This is a genomic window from Pseudanabaena yagii GIHE-NHR1, from assembly GCF_012863495.1.
Lineage (GTDB): Bacteria > Cyanobacteriota > Cyanobacteriia > Pseudanabaenales > Pseudanabaenaceae > Pseudanabaena > Pseudanabaena yagii.
Genome location: NZ_JAAVJL010000001.1, coordinates 324841 through 344085, shown reverse-complemented (window position 1 = coordinate 344085; position 19245 = coordinate 324841). Strand labels below are relative to the sequence as shown.

Here is a 19245-nt window from a genome sequence, read left to right as displayed (position 1 = left end):
ATAATCGAAGTCTTATCGATACTATAGCAACCAAAAGCATTTTAGAGTCGTACCCTTCGAGGATGTCCCCAAATTAACGCGAGTTCGAGATAATTTGAAACTGACTTTGAGAGAGGGTTTGCGTAGCAAATCCTCTCTCAAAGTCCAAAAGTAAAAGCCTTGCATAGCAAGGCTTTTACTTTTGGATTCTTAAAATTTGCCAGCTTAGCCAGAACTGACGTTAATTATGTTATGTGAACTTTCTGACATTTGGCGGTAAATATTTGCGGCTAATGTTAGCTTTAATAAAGCTGGCTAAGTAATGTCGTGTTGTAGTTCACCATGTAAAGTCTTAGGAAGGTTCATATGGCTTCGTACAAAATTTTGGGGTTGCTGGCGATCGCTAGCAGTATGTTTGCTATCAATGTGGGGGATACTAACGCGCAAGTCAGCATTGGCAGAGGGCAGTCCAATAGCCTATCACCTGCTCAGGAAATTTTATTAGAGATGCAGCAAACCAATGCACCTGCTGTTGGGGGCGGTAGTATGCAGTTGCTCCGCTTCACCGATACCAATGTCTCTTTTGCGCCTTTAGAGGGACTAGATCGATTATTTAATTGGCAGATTTCTGACGATACGGGCTTACCATCGGAGAAAACTATGGGCGATCGCGTTGAAAAGTTTAAATTAGATCAACGTCGCCAAATAGTTTCTAACAGTCAAATGCTAGAAGCAATTAATCGCATTTATCGACCTACTGATAAATAATTACAGCCTATTGAGGCTTAAAGTCGTACAGAGAAATTTTTGAAGGCGCGGCGAAGCCGCGCCTTCAAAAATTTCTCTGTGTTTCAAGTCATCGTAAAGTGCTGTAACTTTGGAGATCAATACAATTTTGAAAATAATAAAACCCATAGATTAATGAATACTATGTGCTAGTACATTTAAACTATGGGTTTATTCATATTAATATTCTTAAAAGGAAAGTTTTAGAAGAGGTAAGATTAGACTGTAATTTGCCCAGCTTACTCTTACTTTACCATTAGGTACTAACACGTGTTGGGGCAACGAATACAGGTGCTTTCGGTAGTGTTGCATCAAAATTAGAGTTTGGGCTTGTTGTTGGTACTTCCAGTGTTTCCTTACCTTGATTATCAATGATCAAATTAATGATTTGACTAGGCACTTCATCACTAGGCTTTTGTCTTTCATAGATTACATCTATCGCCTTAGCAGGTGTGGCGAATGTGATCAGTGAGGATGCAAAACTACAACCTATCAGGGAAATAGGTACAAATAAATTTTTAGACATAATTGACTCCAAAAAACTTTATTTAAATGAACAACCACTTGTTGGGGGAACAAATACAGGTAATGGAAGTGGTGGGATATCAGAAGGAGTTTGTACCCGTATTATCGATAGATCTCCTTCAGGAGACATATTAATGATTCTACTGAGAGGCTCTCCACTATCATCATTATAGTTGTCGTTTGCAACAGTAGTTGCACATGCCGCAAATGTAGCAGAAGGTAAAGTTAGAAATGAAGGTATAAAACTAACGCCAGTAAAGGCGATCGCTACAAATAAATTTTTAGACATTCACTTCAACAAGTTTTTCACTAAAGTTTATACAACCCACTGCAACTGCTGGTGGTGGTGTTATTACTGGCACTGGTGGTAGTGTGACATTAAAACTGGAGTTGGGGCTTGTAGTTGGAACTTCAATTCCTTCATTACCCTGATCATCAACAATTAAATTAATGATTTGACTAGGCACTTCATTACTAGGTTTCAGTCTTTCGTAGATCACCTCTGTATTTGCTTTTACAGGTGAGGTAAATGCCAGCAGAGAAGATGTAAAACTACAGCCAATTAGACAAATAGTTGGTAATAAATTTTTAGGCATAGAAAACTCCATTGCTATGTTTAGTAAGATTAATACCCTAGGAATACCTATTATTTACAGGCTATTGGTTTATGTTGTATTTCAAATAAGTGTTTACAGCCTGTTGAAGTTTGAAGTAGTACAGAGAAATTTTTGAAAGCTCGGCTTCGCCGAGCTTTCAAAAATTTCTCTGGGTTTCAAGTCAGCGCAAAGTGCTGTAATCCTTTGAAATGCAAAATGCAACTTAGAAAGAGAAAGTAGTCCTTAAAACACCAATTGTGACGGTATCACTACCTGTCCGATTGCCATTATTAAATAGGAAAATCAAACCAGGGGTAATGCTAATGTTCTTGGAAATACGATGGCGATAGAATAGCTCAACGTGGGTAGCCGAGGTGTTTTGACCGCCAGAATTAGCTCCAGATGTAGCTGATACTAAATTATTGAGATAGTCAGGGACGTTACTATTACCACTCAAGCTACTACCTGTAATTTTAGGAAGTTGACCAACATAGAGTCCACCCAAATTACCTTCCTTAAAGAGGTCGGGGAAAGTTAGATAAGACATCCAGTTAAAAGTCTGAACACTACCCGTCAATCCACTCACTGTTGAAGTCGTAAAGCCAACCCATCCACCTAGATTAAGTTTAGGTGTAATTTTCCAATTGACTGTACTGCCAAAAGCATCAGTACTGAGTGGCAGTGCGCCTCCAGTTGCGTTAATAGCAACGATATCGTCTCCCACACCTGTAAGTAATCTTGCATACTGAGGGTTGGTGGTTGTGGAGTTATTTGAGTAGGAGCGGAGGTAATACAAAGCTACATCTACAGGCTCTACTGGAGCAAAGAGGAATTGTGCACCTAGGGTGTAGTTACCACCAAACAAGCCGCCATTTCCTGAGGCTGTCTGAGGTGTACCTGCGGAATATATAGCCTGTAAACTAGTTCTCTTAGCAATTTGCCAGTCTAAACCTATACCACCTGTAGTATTGCCAAGGTTTAAAATTGGGTTGCGCTGAGCAAATAGGGAAATTGCACCTTGTCCAGCACTCTGATAGCGATCGGGTCCGCGAAAAACGGAAACTGGACTGACTCCCACAGGACCAACAATGAGGGCTAAATTATTAGTAATAAGAGATCGATAGGTAAGATCGCTAAGGACAACAGTATTACCTGAGTCTCCTGTGAGGGATTCGTAACCTAAACGGGTGAATGTATTAGTAAATCCACTGTTGCCAGTTGAGGCTGTAGAGATATTGCCAATACTAAGTCCTGTCAGCAAAACACTGCGAGGGGTAAACTCAGTGAGCAAACTAAGCTGAACCGTGCCGCCAAAAGTAAGGTTAGTGCCTGTGTCAGCAGTTTTTGCACCAAAGATGCTAGGAGAATTACTAAAGCGTCCTTGTAAGCCAAAAATTGCTTGACCGAATAACTTTGTAGTTGTGGAAAACTGTTGGGCTTCAAGTTTGGTAACTTTGGCATCAAGGGCATCGACACGCCCACGTAACGTAGCAAGTTCTGCGGCAAATTCTTCTTGCAATTTTTTCAAAGTGGCAAGATCTTCTTTGCTGACCTTATCCGCTAGCCCTGTGGAAATAATCTCGTTGATCTTGTCGAGACAAGCGTTTAAGCCAGCCGCAAATTCATAGCGACTAGTGGCTTGTTTACCCCGAAAGCTGCGATCAGGATATCCTGCAATACAACCATAGCGTTCAACCAAAGATTGCAATGCGGTAAAAGCCCAGTCAGTCGGCTTCACGTCACTTAATTGAGAAACGGAAGTGACATTCTGTGCAGTTTTATCGGCGGACAGAGGTTCTGCTAGAACATCTTGATTAATTTTCTGCACGATCGCAGTATCTGTCGATTTGGCTGGTGCAGGATTAACTGTTGACTGCGATCTCACCTGCATTGGATCGCTAGCAATCTCCTTACCTAAAGATGAAAACTCAGATTGATTAGATGGTAATGTTGTGGTTTCAGCTTGAGCCGATTCACGAAAGTAGGTAGCTGATGCTAGAGCAGCAACTAACAATGTTGATGATAATGATAGCCTTGTAAATCTATGAAGCATGATATTCCTTACACCCTGTATGAACATTAAAATGTCTGTGCCAGCAGCTCCCCCACTTAATCTTGGTACAAACACTTTCCGAGTTATAACCGATATTAATATGATTATTATCAGGATTATGTAAATTATATGTGGTTTGGTGGCAACTGCCAAGATATTTGAGAATTCTGTAAAATTACTTAAACAATGGATTACTTTAGTTCGCGATCGCCTGTTTCCTTTATGTCTGCCCCTTGCCCCATCTGTAGGCATGGAGCGATCGCGGAAATGCCCATGATGGACTCACTGGGCTGCAATTTTTGTAATCACATTTTCGTTATTGAAAAAGAATCAAACTCCATGCGCCAAATTTTGCGAATGGCGGATACTATCTCGACATTGCGCTGGGTTTGGAATGGTAAGGGTTGGGAAAATGCCAATGAAGTTCAGGTATATACCAGTCGTTGGTTAGTCGTAGTGGGAATTTTATTAGTATTAGTGCCAACAGCGATCGCCTCACTTGCTGTTTATTTGTTCCCAACCGAACCTGATGTTCCATTGGCATGGTTTCCGAAGTTTTGGGCGATCGCAACATTTTTTGGTCATCTATTTGTGTTGTTATCAATTACCCAAGATTATGTCCAGTTTCCATTTCAAGCCTATTGGCGGAGAATTACAACAATTTTTAAAATGGCAAAGCCATTTTAAAAATTCAAGAGTTTGACTGGGTATTGTTTTTAATTCAACTAAGTGGAGTTGCCTTCCACTTAATTTAACGAGAGTTCAATCTAGCCATTTGCGCCTTGCTTCGCAAGGCGCAAATGGCTAGGAATGGTAAGAATCCGCTTAGCGGATTCTTACCATTCCTAGCTTTTGTCAAACTGACGTTAATTTAAGATGATTGAGATAACATAGACTGCATGGCAAAAAAGAAAAAAAGTGAATTGAAGGGATGGAAACTGATTGGCAAGACAATGCGAAAGTCTTTGTCGATCTTCCGCTATGGCATTAAAGCTTTAGGACTAGTGTGGCAAACTAGCGCCGTATTAACTGTGGCGATCGCTATTTTTACGCTGATGAGTGGACTGCTCCCTGCGGCGATCGCTTATGTGGGTAAGTTGATCGTGGATGGCGTGGTGCTAGCTTCTCGGAGTGGTTTAATTAGCGATCGCAATTTGGCGCTTAGTTATGTAGGATTTGAGGCGCTATTAATTGTGATTTTGGCGGCTGCTCAAAAGGGATTGAATGTATCGCAATCTTTGCTCAGAGTGCTATTGGGTCAGCAAGTGAATGTCTTGATTTTGGAGAAGGCGCTCACTTTAGAGCTAGCCCATTTCGAGGATTCGGAATTTTATGACAAAATGACACAGGCGCGATCGCAAGCTTCTAGTCGTCCATTATCCTTAATTAGCCGCATTTTTGGCTTAGGTCAGTCGGCACTAACACTCTTAACCTTTAGCGGATTGCTATTACAGTTTTCGGTTTGGGCAGTAATTGTTTTGGTACTAGCTGCCATTCCTTCTTTTATTGCAGAAACTAAGTTCTCCGAGCATTCATTCCGTCTCTTCAAATGGCGATCCCCTGAAACACGACAGCAGCATTATCTAGAGACTTTACTAGCGCGAGAAGACTATGCGAAGGAAGTGCAGCTTTATCAATTAGGTGGAATGTTATTGCGGCGCTATCGCGATATTTTTGATCGCTTGTATGACGAAGATCGCAATCTCACGATTCAAAAGGGGATTTGGGGCTATTTACTGGGATTGCTGAGTACAGGTGCATTTTATGCCGCCTACGCATGGATTGTGATCGAGGCGATAGCAGGCAAAATCAGCTTAGGGGAAATGACGATGTATCTAGTTGTCTTCCGCCAAGGTCAAGCTACTTTTGCGGCGGCGCTAACTTCCATCGGTGGTATGTATGAAGACAATCTCTATTTAGCGAATCTTTACGAATTTCTCGAACAACCAATTCCTAAATCCGAAGGCTATATCACTAGAGGTATTGAGCCTGATGGAATTAGATTTGAAAATGTTTCATTTTGCTATCCCGAAAGTACAGAGCCAGTTTTAAAGGATATTTCCCTACATCTCAAGCATGGCGAAAAACTAGCGATCGTCGGCGAAAATGGCTCGGGCAAAACTACTTTGATTAAGCTCCTGACGCGGTTATACGTTCCCACGAGTGGCAGGATTTTACTGGATGGCGTTGATCTCAATGATTGGGATATCGATGTTTTACGAAAGAGAATCGGTGTAATTTTTCAAAACTTTGTGCAGTATCAATTTACAGTCGGAGAGAATGTCGGTGTTGGGGATGTGGAACGCTTAAATGAATATCAAGAATGGGAAGTCGCCACCGAAAAAGGGATGGCAAAACCATTTATTAACAATATGCCCAAAGGGTTTAGTACCCAGCTAGGTAAATGGTTTAAGGGTGGTCAAGAGCTATCGGGTGGTCAATGGCAAAAGATTGCTCTGTCAAGAGCTTTTATGCGATCGCAAGCGGATATTCTCGTCCTCGATGAACCAACTGCGGCAATGGACGCTGAAGCTGAGATGAACATTTTTAATCATTTCCGTTCGCTCACCAAGGATCAGATGGTAGTTCTCATTTCCCATCGATTTTCCACTGTCCGCATGGCAGATAAAATCATCGTGATGGCTGATGGCAAAATTATCGAGCAGGGCAGTCATGAGCAGTTATTGGCTACCGATGGACGCTATGCCCATCTTTTTTCTTTGCAAGCAGCAGGCTACAAATGATGAGTATTTAGTCCAAAAGCGATCGCAGGTCCTTTAGGAACAATGCGAGATGGATTGAGTTCGGGTAGCCCCGCATAATAGAGACGCTTCACATGGTCGATACTGCAAACGGATTGAGCCTCGGCATATTGATATAACTCACGGCAATAGTTCCATAGATTTGGGAAATCTACTAAGCGCTTAAGATTGCACTTGAACAGTCCATAATAAGCCAAGTCAAATCGAAATAGCGTTGTAAATAAACACCAATCTGCAAGGGTTATTTGCGTGCCACATACATATTTTTGTTGTCCGAGGAGGGTTTCATATTTTTCTAAGGCTTGAAACAACTCAATAACTGCTTCATCATAGGCTACTTGCGAAGTGGCAAATCCGCAACGATATACACCATTGTTGATGGGCTGATAGATATCATCAATAATGCGATCGATCTCATCGCGCAGATGTGGCGGATAAAAATCGATGTTCTGAAATTCTGCATCTAAGAATTTGTTGAACTCAGAATTAAACATTTTGATGATTTGCCGCGATTCATTGTTGACAATCTGATTGGTCTGCTTATCCCACAATACAGGCACTGTCACCCGTCCCGTGTAGTTCGGATTAGACTTGACATACACTTGCCATAAATAATCGGCATTATTCACAGTATCGCGAATAGATCCTGCATAGTCGGAAAATTGCCAACCTTGCTCGCTAATCACTGGATCGACTATCGAGAGACTAATGATATTCTCTAATCCCTTTAACTTCCATAGCAGCACTGTGCGATGCGCCCAAGGACATCCCAAGGAAATGTAGAGATGATAGCGTCCAGATTCTGCCTTAAAGACGCTAGAGCCATCTGCTGTAATCCATTGATGGAACTGCGTGGACATACGCTGAAATTGCCCCTTCTCATTGCGTTCTGTCCATTCTGTTGTCCATTTACCATTGACTAATTGACCAAGTGCCATTTTATTTACTCCTAAATTTTATTTGGATTTTATTGATGTTAGGACTTACGCAATAGCCCTGTAATAAATTGCGGGCTGAAAGCTTAAACCCGTTGAAACAGGTTGATCATAGAAGTTCTTTAGTCTGCTTTAGCTGACTTTAGCTTTGAGCCAAGAACTTGAGTTCTTGGTTGTTTTGCGTAAGTCCGAGATGCAAAATCTTTGCGCCCATTTCAACTCGTGAATGCGTAAGCTGCCATACTAAAAACGCCATAGATATAGCTACTATGCAGTTGCTTTCCTTTCGCACCTCCTGCGCCCATAGCTACAAATAAAGGCATTAGATGCTCATCTGTCGGGTGGTTTTCTTTGGCATAGGGAGCGCGTTGTCGGTATTGCAATAGTGCTTCCTGATTACCTTCAGCAATATTTTGGGCAAGCCATTGATCAAAAACGCGCACCCAATCGGGAGGTTCGGCATTATAAGACTCACCAAAAGCATACATATTGTGAGTGGCGCTACCACTGCCGATAATAAGAACACCGTCATGGCGTAATGGTTCTAGGGCTTTTCCTATTTGCCAATGATGGAGGGGATCGCGGTAGTACTGCATTGATAACTGCGTCACAGGAATATCAGCGGCTGGATAGGCAAGAAGCAAAGGAGTCCAAGCTCCATGATCAAAGCCTCTTGTAGGATGCGTTTCACAGGGAATGCCTGCTTGCGTCAGTAATGTAACTACGCGATCGCTAAGTTCTGATGATCCCAATGCAGGAAAGCTCAGTTCATAGAGTTGACTGGGAAATCCTGAAAAGTCATAGATAGTTCTGGGATGAGTCGCAGCGCTCACCATTGGGGGATCAGAGTGCCAATGTGCTGAGATCACCAAAATTGCTTTGGGCTTTGGAAATTGCTGATGTAGCGATCGCAAAAAATCACTAACAGCACCATCTCGAATCGGTAAATCTGGCGCACCGTGGGATAAGAAAATTGTGGGTAGGCTATCCATATATTTGTTTTATATAGAATAGTTCTAATTAGAACTATATTCATAGATTAGTACCTGTAATTTAGGTTGTCAATAGCTCAGAAAGATGAGTTGCTGCGCGAAGCGCAGCAACTCATCTTTAAAAAGCCTGTCTAAGACGACTGAGTAAAACCTTAAGTAACTCTAGTTCTGAAGGTTCAAGTTTCTCGAACCGTTCTTTAATATGAGCAATATGGACTGGAAAGACCTGCTCGAAAACCTCTTGTCCCTTTGGCGTTAATTGAACATTCACGCAGCGACGATTATCTAAGGGAGTTTCTCTGGTTACTAATTCTTTTTGAATTAGGCGATCAATTACCCCAGTCAAAGTCCCTTTAGTAATTAAAGTTTTTTCGCCTAACTCCCCCATGTTCATGCCATTGGTATTACCAAGGGAGGCAATGACATCAAACTGAGCAGGTGTAAGATCAAATTGGCGGACATGGGTTTCGGAGCAAGCCGACAATGCTTGATAGGTTCTGACTAATTCGCGCATTGTTGGGATAAAGGCTTCACGGGCAGCTTGGACAGATTTATTCTGTGTTGAGGCCATTTGATTGCCATTAGAACTATTTTGATTAGTAATATTATAATTAAGGAATGGCAGCGGATCGCACTACAATTCCTACTGACGTTACGTGGAAACCACATTCCCACCTCTATCAAGGGAGATTTCATGTACACACAAGTCATAAAACCTAACTAAGTCAATAATTAATCGTCCCCTAGCCCCCAATTCTGGGGGAACAAGAATTTTCAAAGTCCCCCAGAATTGGCGGATTTAGGCAGGGTGGTTTCATTTTCGGGAAGTGATAGTGAGAAGGGATTACAGAAAAACAGCAAAGCCAAAATAGTAAAAAATGGTCTGTTAAGAGCTAAACAAAAAGCAAAACCAGACCATGAACTTTATAGAACAATTAAAGCAGATCCCAGACCATCGGAAAAGTAAAGGTAAGCGACATCCACTATGGCTAGTCATGTGCTTAACCTTGCTGGGAGTATTGTGTAATTATCACGGATATCGACCCTTAGCAGATTTCTGTGAGAAACATTGGCAAACCCTACAAACAAGGCTAGAGCTAGCACCAGAGAGTCGAATCCCGTCATATTCGACCTTTCGTCGTGTCATTCAAGGAGTAGAAATTGAGCCAATAGTTAAACTATTTAACGAGTGGTGTAGAAATAGCTATACAGGCGAATCAGGGCAATGGCTGGCGATGGACGGAAAAAGCATCAAATGTACTGTCTCCAATCAGACTGATTCTAGGCAAAACTTTACCAGTACCGTATCAGCCTTTACCCATGAAACGGGAGAAGTAATAGCCCTTGCCGTATCCGAAAACAAACAAATTAGTGAAATCGAAGTCGTTAAACAAGTGATTACCTCTTTACAAGGGCAGAAAGCCTCTTTCACCCTAGATGCCTTACATTGCCAAAAAGATACGGTGAAATTAATTGTTGAACAGGAACAGCATTATTTGATTGCGCTCAAAAATAATCAACCGAATTTGCTCAAGATTTTGGATAACTTACATCAAACCACGGAAGCCCTTAGCTATGCTGAAGAGTTTGACAAATCTCATAGCCGTCAAGTGCGCCGTCGCGTTTGGGTTTATCCTGCGCCGACTCACCTACGTAAACAATGGTCGTCTCTACAGTCTTTGATTTATGTGGAACGCGAGGGCTGGCGTGATGACAAGCCTTTTGTCGAATCAGTTGGTTATATTTCTGACTTGTCTCTCAAGGCGGCTCAGTTTCTTGACCCGATTCGCCTACACTGGGGCATTGAAAATCGCTTACATTGGGTGCGCGATGTCCTTTTTCAAGAGGATACGGGGTTACGTCGTGGTGGTAATGCTCCTACTATTTGGGCAATTATTCACTGTTTTATCATGACCACTGTTCGTCGCCTTGGCTTTCGGACGATTCCTCAGGGGCAACGGGTTCTCGCGAATCAGGTTCATCAAGTTTTTGATATTCTCTCCTGCTCTTATTCTTACTGATTTCCTCCTTCTAAATTTTCTGCTTCTCCCTTCCTGCTTGCTTTTCCGAAAATGAAACCACCCTGCAGAATTGGCGGATTTAGGGGGCTTAGATACATTCCCAAGGCGGGTACACAATCCCATAGTGCTAAAGCTAGCTCGAAATATGGATAAATAATATTGATCTATAGAAGTCTTGGATTAGAACCTTAGACTACTTAGTAGTAGCGTATGAAAGCAAGATAACGATGCAAGATTTCAATTGGAAAAAGCTGCAAAATGGCTCAGATATTCGTGGCGTAGCGATCGCAGGCGTACCCAATGAAGATGTAAACCTAACTCCTGCCATTGCCAAAATCCTCGGACAATCTTTTGCAATTTGGCTATCTCAGAAACTAGACAAACCTACCTCAGACCTACTTATTTCCGTAGGACGCGATAGTCGGCTATCGGGCTTGGAGTTAATGCAAGCAGTAATGGAAGGAATAACTTCCCTCGGCAGTCAGGTATATGACTTTGCGATCGCATCGACTCCAGCGATGTTTATGAGTACAGTTACCGATGGCTTTAACTGTGATGGCGCAATTATGCTCACAGCAAGTCATTTACCATTTAATCGCAATGGTTTAAAGTTTTTTACGGCTCAGGGTGGCTTAGAGAAAAAAGATATTACGGATATTCTCAATCTTGCCGAGAAGAACGAATTTGTAATTTCCGCTTCTCAAGGAAATATCACCAAGCATGATTTTATCTCAGTCTATGCGAATCAATTTGTCACCAAAATTCGTGAAGCAGTCAATCATCCCGACCATTACGAACAACCACTTCAGGGATTAAAAATCATCGTCGATGCGGGTAATGGTGCTGGTGGATTCTATGCTAGTAAAGTCTTAGAGCCTCTCGGTGCAGATATTACAGGCAGCCAATTTCTCGATCCCGATGGCACATTTCCCAATCACGTTCCCAATCCTGAAGATAAAGTAGCAATGGCTTCCATTTGTGAAGCAGTTGTTAAACATCAAGCAGATTTTGGGATTATTTTTGATACTGATGTCGATCGCAGTGCGGCGGTCGATCAATTTGGCAAAGAGCTAAATCGGAATCGATTGATCGCCTTAATTTCGGCGATCGTCCTCAAGGAGCATCCCAATTCAGCCATTGTCACTGATTCGATTACCTCCGATGGGCTGGCGAAATTCATTACTGAGGATTTGCAAGGTGTACATCATCGTTTCAAGCGTGGTTACAAAAATGTAATCAACGAGTCAATCCGTCTTAATCAATCAGGGCAAGAGTCTTGGCTAGCGATCGAGACTTCGGGACATGGCGCGATGAAGGAGAACTATTTCCTTGATGATGGCGCTTATTTGGTAAGTAAGCTCTTGATTGAATTAGCCAAATCCAAATTAGCGGGAAAATCGCTCACCGATTTAATTGCCAACTTACAAGAACCAGCCGAAAGTGAAGAGTTTCGTATCAAAATGCTGGTAGAGGATTTTAAAACTTTAGGAGAGAAGGTCATTAACAATTTACAAGACTTTTCCTCAAACCAAACCGATTGGCAAATTGTACCGAATAATTATGAAGGTATCCGCGTTTCCTGTACTGCTGATGATGAGAATGGCTGGTTTCTACTACGGCTCTCATTACATGATCCTGTGATGCCTTTAAATATTGAATCGAATATTCAAGGTGGCGTTGCCAAGATTGCGAATCGGTTATTCGCTTTCTTACAACCCATTGACGGATTGGATCTTTCTGCTTTCCAAAAATAAAAAAGCTACCTAGTGGACAGCCTTTTCGGTGACGATCAGGAAGGATAAGCGGCGCTTATCCTTCCCTAAAAATATTCCCAAAGTAAATGCCACTGAATCATGAAACTTCGCAAGAGTCTCAAAAGTAAACAAAAGCTATTTCATGAAGGAGGCGCTTCGCGCCTCCTTCATGAAATAGCTTTTTTAGAAAAGACTTGCAGAAAATAGTCCACCAATGCAGACCATACTGATTGCCCACATCGGCGATCGCAACCAAGGTAAATCAAGAATATAGAACAAGGTAAACAAAACCCTTGCTGCTAAAAATATCAATATATCGAGGGAAGTCTTATCAGAGGCAGAGTTACTGACATATGCCGTGAGGGCAGCAGCCGCAAATAAAGCAAATACTTCAAAGGAATTTTGGTGCGCCCATGTAGCGCGTTTGGCATAGTCAGGTAAGCGATCAAACATTGCTCTCGGTGCATTTACGTCATAGCCAACACTCACCCGTCCGTAGGCGACAACGATGTAAGGCAAGTAGATCAGTCCCCCAGCGATCGCAATTCCATAGAGCAGTATTTGTGATGGAGTTAAAGTCAGGTTCATAGCAGTTTGTCGAAATATGCGATCAATAAAGTTAACTTTTGTTAAGCTTATCCTACAGGAAAAATCGACTTACCTCTAAAAATGACTCAACCGCAATTTAAGATTCGTCCCGCCACAATTCAGGATGTTCCAGCCATTTTTTCGCTAATTCTTGCCCTTGCTGACTATGAGAAACTCTCGGATCAGGTCACAGGCGACAGTCAAACTCTCCAAGCAGATCTATTTGGCGAAAATCCTTGTATTGAAGCGATCGTTGCGGAGATAGAACCGAATCAAATTGTAGGATTTGCCCTGTTTTTTACCAGCTATTCCACCTTCCTCACCCGTCGCGGCATCTATCTCGAAGATTTATTTGTACTATCGGAATATCGCGGCATTGGCATTGGTAAAGCTCTAATTACTAACCTTGCTCAGATTGCAGTATCCAGAGACTATGGTCGCTTTGAGTGGTCAGTTTTAGATTGGAATGCACCTGCGATCGCCTTTTATACTCGCATTGGTGCGGAAATCCTGCCTGATTGGCGCATTTGTCGGGTTACGGGTGCAGCATTAGCGCAATTAGCAGGATAGTTATTCAGCAACTTTATGGATACGAAGCGTTGCTAGGAAAATTACTATGGCAACCAGATATAGCACTAAAGCTATGGAAAATGACGTTTCTACTATTTCCCAATGAGGAGTTTTATTAGCAAAATCCCTAAGATTTTCGTTGCTTAAAAGTTCTTGAATAAAGGAGTAACAGCTTCTCCCTTGATGCCAACCATAGCAACTAGCAGGACTAGCCAAGATTTTGACACCTTGAAATATCAAAACACATCTAAGTAGATATTTGTTATACCTAACCGTAGCATGACGATTTTTCATATTAGTGCTAACTATGGAAGCAACACAAAGGCTATAGAAAGGTAAAAGGACAAAGACGACAATAATACCAGCAGGAGAAGTGAAGGAAGTCAGCAGATAAACGAATAGACTCGCAACTGTATAAATACAGAAGTATCTAGTAAATTGATTAAGAGCGATTGCCTTAGACATAACTAAGCCCATAATCCTATAGCGATCGCTTGAGTGTCACAGCAAAAGTACTACCTTTACCAACTTGACTGATCACATGGATACTGCCTTCCATTTTTTGGACTAACTCATTAGCGATCGCTAGTCCTAAACCCGTACCTGCGATCTCACTTTCCGCTTGTCTACCACGGAAATTACGTTCAAATAAGCGCGGCAAATCTGCATCAGGAATGCCCACACCCGTATCTTGGACATAGATATAAACTGTGTCAGGTTTGACATCCGCACCTAGTAATACATAGCCACCTTTAGGCGTGTATTTGAGTGCATTCTCGGCAAGATTTCCGATCGCTTCTCTAAGTGCAGACTCGTTACCCAAAACTTTGGGTAAATGGGAAGGGATATTTGATAGAAACTGAATATTCCGTTCTTGGGCGATCGCACTAGCAAAGTTAGTAATTCCATCTAAAATTTCACTCAGATCAATCTCGGTTAGCTCCATTGTTGCCGCAGGTAAGAGCGCTTTTTCATGTTCGGCTTCCGATAGTAAGAGTGGCGCAGGGCGATCGGCTTCACTGAGCAAGTCTTGAATATGCTGAGTTTCGCGCAAAATTCCCGTTACAAACTTTTGATTAGGATCGTCAGCAACAATTCGCCGTGATAATAGCTGGGCAAAGGTGCGAATTGCGGTGAGAGGATTGCGGAGTTGATGCAGCAGTGAGGCTAAAAAGTTACTTTGTTCTTCGTAATTACGCTGTTGATTAGCCGCCAACCATTGATTGCGGCGATCAAGCGCACAGGCGATCGCTAAAGTATTGGCAATTTGTTGAATTTGTGATTGTTCATAATCAAACCAGTCCCGATCTTCCCGTCCCGTCATCAAAAAACCTAAAATTGCCTCTTCATAAATTAAGGGCAAAATAAAGCGACGTTGTCTGACTAAACCACCAGTCCCCATCGATAAAGTTGGCAAAGCCTCAGCCGAAAAAGTCTCAGGTAAAGCGATCGCCCCCTCCTCTGGAAACACGGCAACTTCGATCAAGTTGGGCGGCATCCCATCTGCCACATTTTCAGTGATATACATAGCGCTAGCTACTGCCCCCAAACTCTGGGTCAGTAAAATAATTTGCGATCGGGCTAGGGCTATGAGATCGGGACTTGCGGAGAGCATGGAAAAGTAAAAACTATGTAAATCTCAGTATAACTCTCCAATGAGTTGATGCTAGTATCTGTAGCAATTCATGAATGTGATTGGACATTCCTTTGCCCTATGAAAAAATCATCCTTAGCTCTTGTGAGCAGTCCTGCTCTATTGGCAACTTTTTTAGCCTCAGGTACTCCTGCTTTGGCAAATACCAGCATTAGCTCTAGTACAAACAAAGATCCTGATACTTATACAGAGTCAGTCGTAATTACCAAAACAACTACTGAGTCAAACAATCAATCCCTTAGCGATCGCAATGATCGTTCTGATGGTTTAACTAGCGATCGCATAGGTGATTTGGCAGTTCAGAAGTTTGGGTGCGATTGTATGGGATGTCGTCAAGCAACATTGTCCTTATTATCAAAATAATAAAAAACAAGATTTTTTGTTCTTTGACACCGAATCTCAAAAATTGGTCACTGTACACCTAGATAGATATATACAGCCTGTTTAGGTCAGATAAATTTTAAAAAAGCTTGCTTCGCAAGCTTTTTTAAAATTTATCTGGATTTTGAGAAAGCGCAAATCTCTGTATAGCAGTCCTAAATCAGTTGTAAATTTTTGGGTTCGCTTCCATAAATTGAGGATTGCTATATAGGGAAAATTCTAACGAATGAGTAAATTATGTCCTTTATCACTTTTAATCACAAAAGGACATACGCTATTATTCTAATTGACAGATAAAATACTATAACTTTATTATTTAATTATATCTAAGCAATCAATATTGCGTAAGATTAGAAAAACGAAATTACTGTCAACAAAAAATATCAGCTACGACAACTCTAGGGGGGCTTAGAAGTTTTGTACAAACATATCTTTTTGTAGGTGCTGCTTTCCTATCTCAGCACATTACTTGAGGTGTCTAGATATTGATGGATTTCGTTAATCTGCCTAAGAATACTAACCACTTAACTAACAACGAGAGTATACAATCTATGGATCCACTAATTGGTCAGATTGCCATTTTCCCTTGGAATTGGGCACCGAAACATTGGGCAAAATGTGATGGACAACTTCTTCCTATTTCTCAAAACTGTGCCTTATTCGCATTGATTGGGACTGAGTTTGGTGGAGATGGCAAAAATAGTTTTGCACTCCCCAAAATGCCTCCAATTAAAACAGAAAATGTTGATGAGAGCGGTAACGACCGTGGTGGTGATTTAGCTTATTACATTGCCTTGCAAGGTTACTTCCCTGCCAGAGATTAAATATTGTAATCTCTGACAAATCAAAAGCCAAAATAGCCAAAATAACAGTGGTGGAGCAAAGCGTCGTCACTGTTATTTTGGCTTTTATACCCTGAGTGACATAGTTAGGTTTTAAGAACTGTGATCGCGATGAACGTTTGTGGGGTGCGCTTCAGTTAAACTAAAGGAAGTCATTTTATAAAAAATAAGTATATATGCGGCTAAGTGAAGTTACCCACCCTAACCAGTTGCATGGTTTAACAATCTCGCAATTGGAGTCAATCGCAAAGGAAATTCGGCAAAAACATTTAGAAACGATCGCGGCTACAGGCGGACACCTCGGTCCGGGGCTAGGCGTAGTCGAGCTAACCCTCGCCCTATACCAAACCCTTGACTTGGATCGCGACAAGGTGGTGTGGGATGTGGGGCATCAAGCCTATCCCCATAAATTGATCACAGGACGCTACAAAAATTTCCATACCTTGCGTCAAAAGGATGGGATTGCAGGCTACCTCAACCGTCGCGAAAGTGAATTTGACCATTTCGGGGCAGGTCACGCATCGACTAGTATTTCGGCGGCTTTGGGTATGGCGATCGCCCGTGATTTACAAGGCGATAATTACAAAACAGTAGCGATCATCGGTGATGGCTCCTTGACAGGTGGCATGGCGCTAGAAGCGATCAACCACGCAGGACATCTTCCCAAAACGAATTTATTAGTTGTCCTCAATGACAATGAAATGTCGATTTCTCCCAACGTGGGCGCAATTCCTAAGTATTTGAATAAAATGCGCCTCAGCCCCCCGATGAAATTTATCACCAACAACCTTGAGGGACAGATCCGCAATATCCCCTTTGTCGGCGAACAAATCAGTCCTGAGATTGAGCGCATTAAGGACAATCTCAAGATTGTGACGATGGTACAAAACAAAGTGGGAGCCGTATTTGAAGAACTCGGCTTTACTTACATTGGTCCCGTCGATGGTCACAATCTCAAGGAATTGATCGATACCTTCAAGATGGCGCATACGCTCACAGGTCCCGTCATGGTTCACGTTAGCACCACTAAGGGCAAGGGTTACAGCTACGCTGAAGCCGATCGCGTGGGATACCACGCTCAAAACTCCTTTGACCTCGCCACAGGTAAAGCAAAACCATCAACTTCTAGCAAGCCCAAACCTCCTAGCTACTCCAAGGTTTTTGCGGATACGCTGATTAAACTTGCTGAGCATGACAAGCGTATCGTTGCCATTACCGCCGCCATGTCCACTGGTACAGGTTTAGACAAGTTCCAAGCGGCTCTCCCCAATCAGTTTATTGATGTTGGCATTGCGGAACAACATGCTGTTACTGTCGCCGCAGGGATGGCTTGTGAAGGAATGCGCCCCGTTGCTGCAATTTATTCCACATTCCTCCAACGCGCCTACGATCAGATCATCCATGATGTCTGTATCCAGAATTTGCCCGTTTTCTTTTGTCTCGATCGCGCAGGTATTGTCGGAGCCGATGGTCCTACTCACCAAGGAATGTATGACATTTCCTATCTGCGCTGTATCCCTAACATCGTGCTGATGGCTCCCAAGGACGAAGCCGAAATGCAAAGCATGATCGTTACGGGCTTAACTCACAATGGCGCGATCGCCATGCGTTATCCTCGCGGTAATGGCGTAGGCGCACCATTACAGGATGAGGACATCGAGCCATTACCAATCGGCAAAGCGGAAGTTTTGCGCGAAGGTAAGGATGTCTTGTTACTTGCCTATGGCTCAATGGTTTATCCTTCGCTACAGGTTGCGGAACTTCTCAATGAGCATGGAGTTAGCGCCACAGTTGTGAATGCTCGCTTTGCGAAGCCCCTAGATACCGAGCTAATCCTGCCCCTTGCTCAAAAAATCGGTAAGGTGGTCACCCTTGAAGAAGGTTGCTTAATGGGTGGATTTGGTAGTGCTGTTTTAGAAGCGATGAATGATGCGAATGTATTGGCTCCCGTTTACCGCATCGGGGTTCCCGATATTCTCGTTGAACATGCTTCCCCAGAGCAGTCTTTCAATTCTCTTGGTATGTCTAGCGGTCAAATCTGCGATCGCATTCTCAACCAGTTTGCCTTTAATAAGCAAACTGCGGCAAGTGCTAGTTAAGTCTACAAAATTTGTCTAGCCAGACTTCGATTGTATAGACAAGGAGATTAATCTCCTTGTCTATAATTTTTTATATCAAGAAAAAGACAATTCATCATGGCTTATCATCATGGCTTACAGTGACTTTACATTAGCGCGAGTTAAAGAAGACCTAGGTTTATTGATCAAGGAAGGTGAAAGTTTATTTGCAGAAGTTGAGCCAGTAACACCATCTGATTATCTTCGCGAAACTTTGAAACGTGCAGAATCCTTTGTAACTTTAGTCAATACTGAGAAAGTACGCTCAGAATTTTTGATCGCGCCAGTTTTAGGAGAAGTGAGAGCGCAATTGCAACCATCGGTTAGCTTATTTTCTGGAACTGAGTTTAATGTTGATGTATCGCTCGGATTGCAGGGCTTTTGTGATTTTATTTTGAGCAAATCATCGGAACAGATAGATATTACGGCTCCTGTAATTGCGATCGCTGAAGCCAAAAATGAAAGTATTCGTAGTGGTTTAGGTCAATGTATAGCAGAGATGTTTGCTGCCCAAATCTTTAATCAACGTCATGGGCAACCATGCGATCGCATTTATGGTGCAGTTACCACAGGCAGTTTATGGCGCTTTCTGATACTAAAAGATAATATTGTTTATATTGACCAGCCTGAATATTTTATCGGTAATGTTGATAAGATTCTTGGGATCTTAATGCTGCCATTTGCATAGAC

General features: G+C 42.3%; 20 protein-coding genes. 10 read left to right on the top strand and 10 right to left on the bottom strand.

Annotation, left to right across the window (positions count from 1 at the left end; translation table 11 throughout):
- Positions 1–345 precede the first annotated feature (345 nt).
- A complete protein-coding gene (locus tag HC246_RS01695; protein ID WP_169361875.1) occupies positions 346–747 on the top strand; it encodes a hypothetical protein in 402 nt (133 codons plus the stop codon).
- 274 nt (positions 748–1021) lie between these two features.
- On the opposite strand, the gene HC246_RS01690 is transcribed toward HC246_RS01695, so the two are convergent.
- From HC246_RS01690 to HC246_RS01675, 4 genes are all read right to left on the bottom strand, one after another.
- Complete coding sequence (locus HC246_RS01690) at positions 1022–1291, bottom strand: hypothetical protein (protein ID WP_169361874.1); 270 nt, start codon at positions 1289–1291, stop codon at positions 1022–1024.
- An 18-nt stretch (positions 1292–1309) separates the two neighbouring features.
- Positions 1310–1579: a hypothetical protein gene (locus tag HC246_RS01685; protein ID WP_169361873.1), complete on the bottom strand. Its 270-nt coding sequence runs from the start codon at positions 1577–1579 to the stop codon at positions 1310–1312.
- Positions 1572–1886 carry a hypothetical protein gene (locus tag HC246_RS01680; protein ID WP_169361872.1) on the bottom strand — a complete coding sequence of 105 codons (315 nt, stop codon included), beginning with the start codon at positions 1884–1886 and terminating at the stop codon, positions 1572–1574. The genes HC246_RS01685 and HC246_RS01680 overlap by 8 nt, the downstream gene beginning before the upstream one ends.
- 223 nt (positions 1887–2109) lie before the next feature.
- Positions 2110–3939 carry an iron uptake porin gene (locus HC246_RS01675; protein WP_169361871.1) on the bottom strand — a complete coding sequence of 610 codons (1830 nt, stop codon included), beginning with the start codon at positions 3937–3939 and terminating at the stop codon, positions 2110–2112.
- A 186-nt stretch (positions 3940–4125) separates the two neighbouring features.
- Here HC246_RS01675 and HC246_RS01670 point away from each other — a divergent pair, with 186 nt between their 5' ends.
- Positions 4126–4626, top strand: coding sequence for a hypothetical protein (locus tag HC246_RS01670; protein WP_169361870.1), 501 nt, complete (start codon positions 4126–4128; stop codon positions 4624–4626).
- 212 nt (positions 4627–4838) lie between these two features.
- Positions 4839–6683, top strand: a complete 1845-nt coding sequence (locus tag HC246_RS01665; protein WP_169361869.1) for an ABC transporter ATP-binding protein — start codon at positions 4839–4841, stop codon at positions 6681–6683.
- Here the strand turns inward: HC246_RS01665 and HC246_RS01660 are convergent.
- The 3 genes from HC246_RS01660 to HC246_RS01650 form a co-directional block, all read right to left on the bottom strand.
- Entirely contained in the window at positions 6674–7639 is a 966-nt protein-coding gene (locus HC246_RS01660) for a glutathione S-transferase family protein (protein ID WP_169361868.1), read from the bottom strand. The genes HC246_RS01665 and HC246_RS01660 overlap by 10 nt on opposite strands.
- Positions 7640–7851: 212 nt before the next feature.
- The gene (locus HC246_RS01655; RefSeq protein ID WP_169361867.1) at positions 7852–8628 is read right to left on the bottom strand and encodes a DODA-type extradiol aromatic ring-opening family dioxygenase; all 777 of its coding nucleotides are present in this window, start codon (positions 8626–8628) and stop codon (positions 7852–7854) included.
- Between the two features lie 118 nt (positions 8629–8746).
- Positions 8747–9199: a MarR family winged helix-turn-helix transcriptional regulator gene (locus tag HC246_RS01650; RefSeq protein WP_169361866.1), complete on the bottom strand. Its 453-nt coding sequence runs from the start codon at positions 9197–9199 to the stop codon at positions 8747–8749.
- A 346-nt stretch (positions 9200–9545) separates the two neighbouring features.
- Here HC246_RS01650 and HC246_RS01645 point away from each other — a divergent pair, with 346 nt between their 5' ends.
- Together HC246_RS01645 and HC246_RS01640 are read left to right on the top strand one after the other, a co-directional pair.
- Positions 9546–10649 (top strand): ISAs1 family transposase, encoded by a 1104-nt coding sequence (locus HC246_RS01645; protein WP_169361865.1) that lies wholly within the window; start codon positions 9546–9548, stop codon positions 10647–10649.
- Between the two features lie 227 nt (positions 10650–10876).
- Positions 10877–12403, top strand: a complete 1527-nt coding sequence (locus tag HC246_RS01640) for a phosphomannomutase/phosphoglucomutase (protein WP_169361864.1) — start codon at positions 10877–10879, stop codon at positions 12401–12403.
- A 183-nt stretch (positions 12404–12586) separates the two neighbouring features.
- On the opposite strand, the gene HC246_RS01635 is transcribed toward HC246_RS01640, so the two are convergent.
- The gene (locus HC246_RS01635) at positions 12587–12991 is read right to left on the bottom strand and encodes an MAPEG family protein (RefSeq protein ID WP_174235239.1); all 405 of its coding nucleotides are present in this window, start codon (positions 12989–12991) and stop codon (positions 12587–12589) included.
- An 81-nt stretch (positions 12992–13072) separates the two neighbouring features.
- Between HC246_RS01635 and HC246_RS01630 the strand changes: the two genes are divergently transcribed.
- Positions 13073–13561 (top strand): GNAT family N-acetyltransferase, encoded by a 489-nt coding sequence (locus HC246_RS01630; RefSeq protein WP_169361863.1) that lies wholly within the window; start codon positions 13073–13075, stop codon positions 13559–13561.
- Here HC246_RS01630 and HC246_RS01625 read toward each other — a convergent pair whose 3' ends face one another.
- Together HC246_RS01625 and HC246_RS01620 are read right to left on the bottom strand one after the other, a co-directional pair.
- Positions 13562–14026 carry a hypothetical protein gene (locus tag HC246_RS01625; protein WP_169361862.1) on the bottom strand — a complete coding sequence of 155 codons (465 nt, stop codon included), beginning with the start codon at positions 14024–14026 and terminating at the stop codon, positions 13562–13564. It abuts the gene before it with no gap.
- A 16-nt stretch (positions 14027–14042) separates the two neighbouring features.
- Entirely contained in the window at positions 14043–15176 is a 1134-nt protein-coding gene (locus tag HC246_RS01620; RefSeq protein ID WP_169361861.1) for a sensor histidine kinase, read from the bottom strand.
- A gap of 99 nt (positions 15177–15275) precedes the next feature.
- Here HC246_RS01620 and HC246_RS01615 point away from each other — a divergent pair, with 99 nt between their 5' ends.
- The 4 genes from HC246_RS01615 to HC246_RS01600 all read left to right on the top strand — a co-directional run bounded on the left by HC246_RS01615 (position 15276) and on the right by HC246_RS01600 (position 19243).
- The gene (locus HC246_RS01615) at positions 15276–15578 is read left to right on the top strand and encodes a hypothetical protein (RefSeq protein WP_169361860.1); all 303 of its coding nucleotides are present in this window, start codon (positions 15276–15278) and stop codon (positions 15576–15578) included.
- 569 nt (positions 15579–16147) lie between these two features.
- Positions 16148–16420, top strand: coding sequence for a phage tail protein (locus HC246_RS26180; protein WP_169361859.1), 273 nt, complete (start codon positions 16148–16150; stop codon positions 16418–16420).
- A gap of 194 nt (positions 16421–16614) precedes the next feature.
- Complete coding sequence (dxs, locus tag HC246_RS01605; protein WP_169361858.1) at positions 16615–18537, top strand: 1-deoxy-D-xylulose-5-phosphate synthase; 1923 nt, start codon at positions 16615–16617, stop codon at positions 18535–18537.
- A 109-nt stretch (positions 18538–18646) separates the two neighbouring features.
- Positions 18647–19243 (top strand): hypothetical protein, encoded by a 597-nt coding sequence (locus HC246_RS01600; RefSeq protein WP_169361857.1) that lies wholly within the window; start codon positions 18647–18649, stop codon positions 19241–19243.
- Positions 19244–19245: the final 2 nt, after the last annotated feature.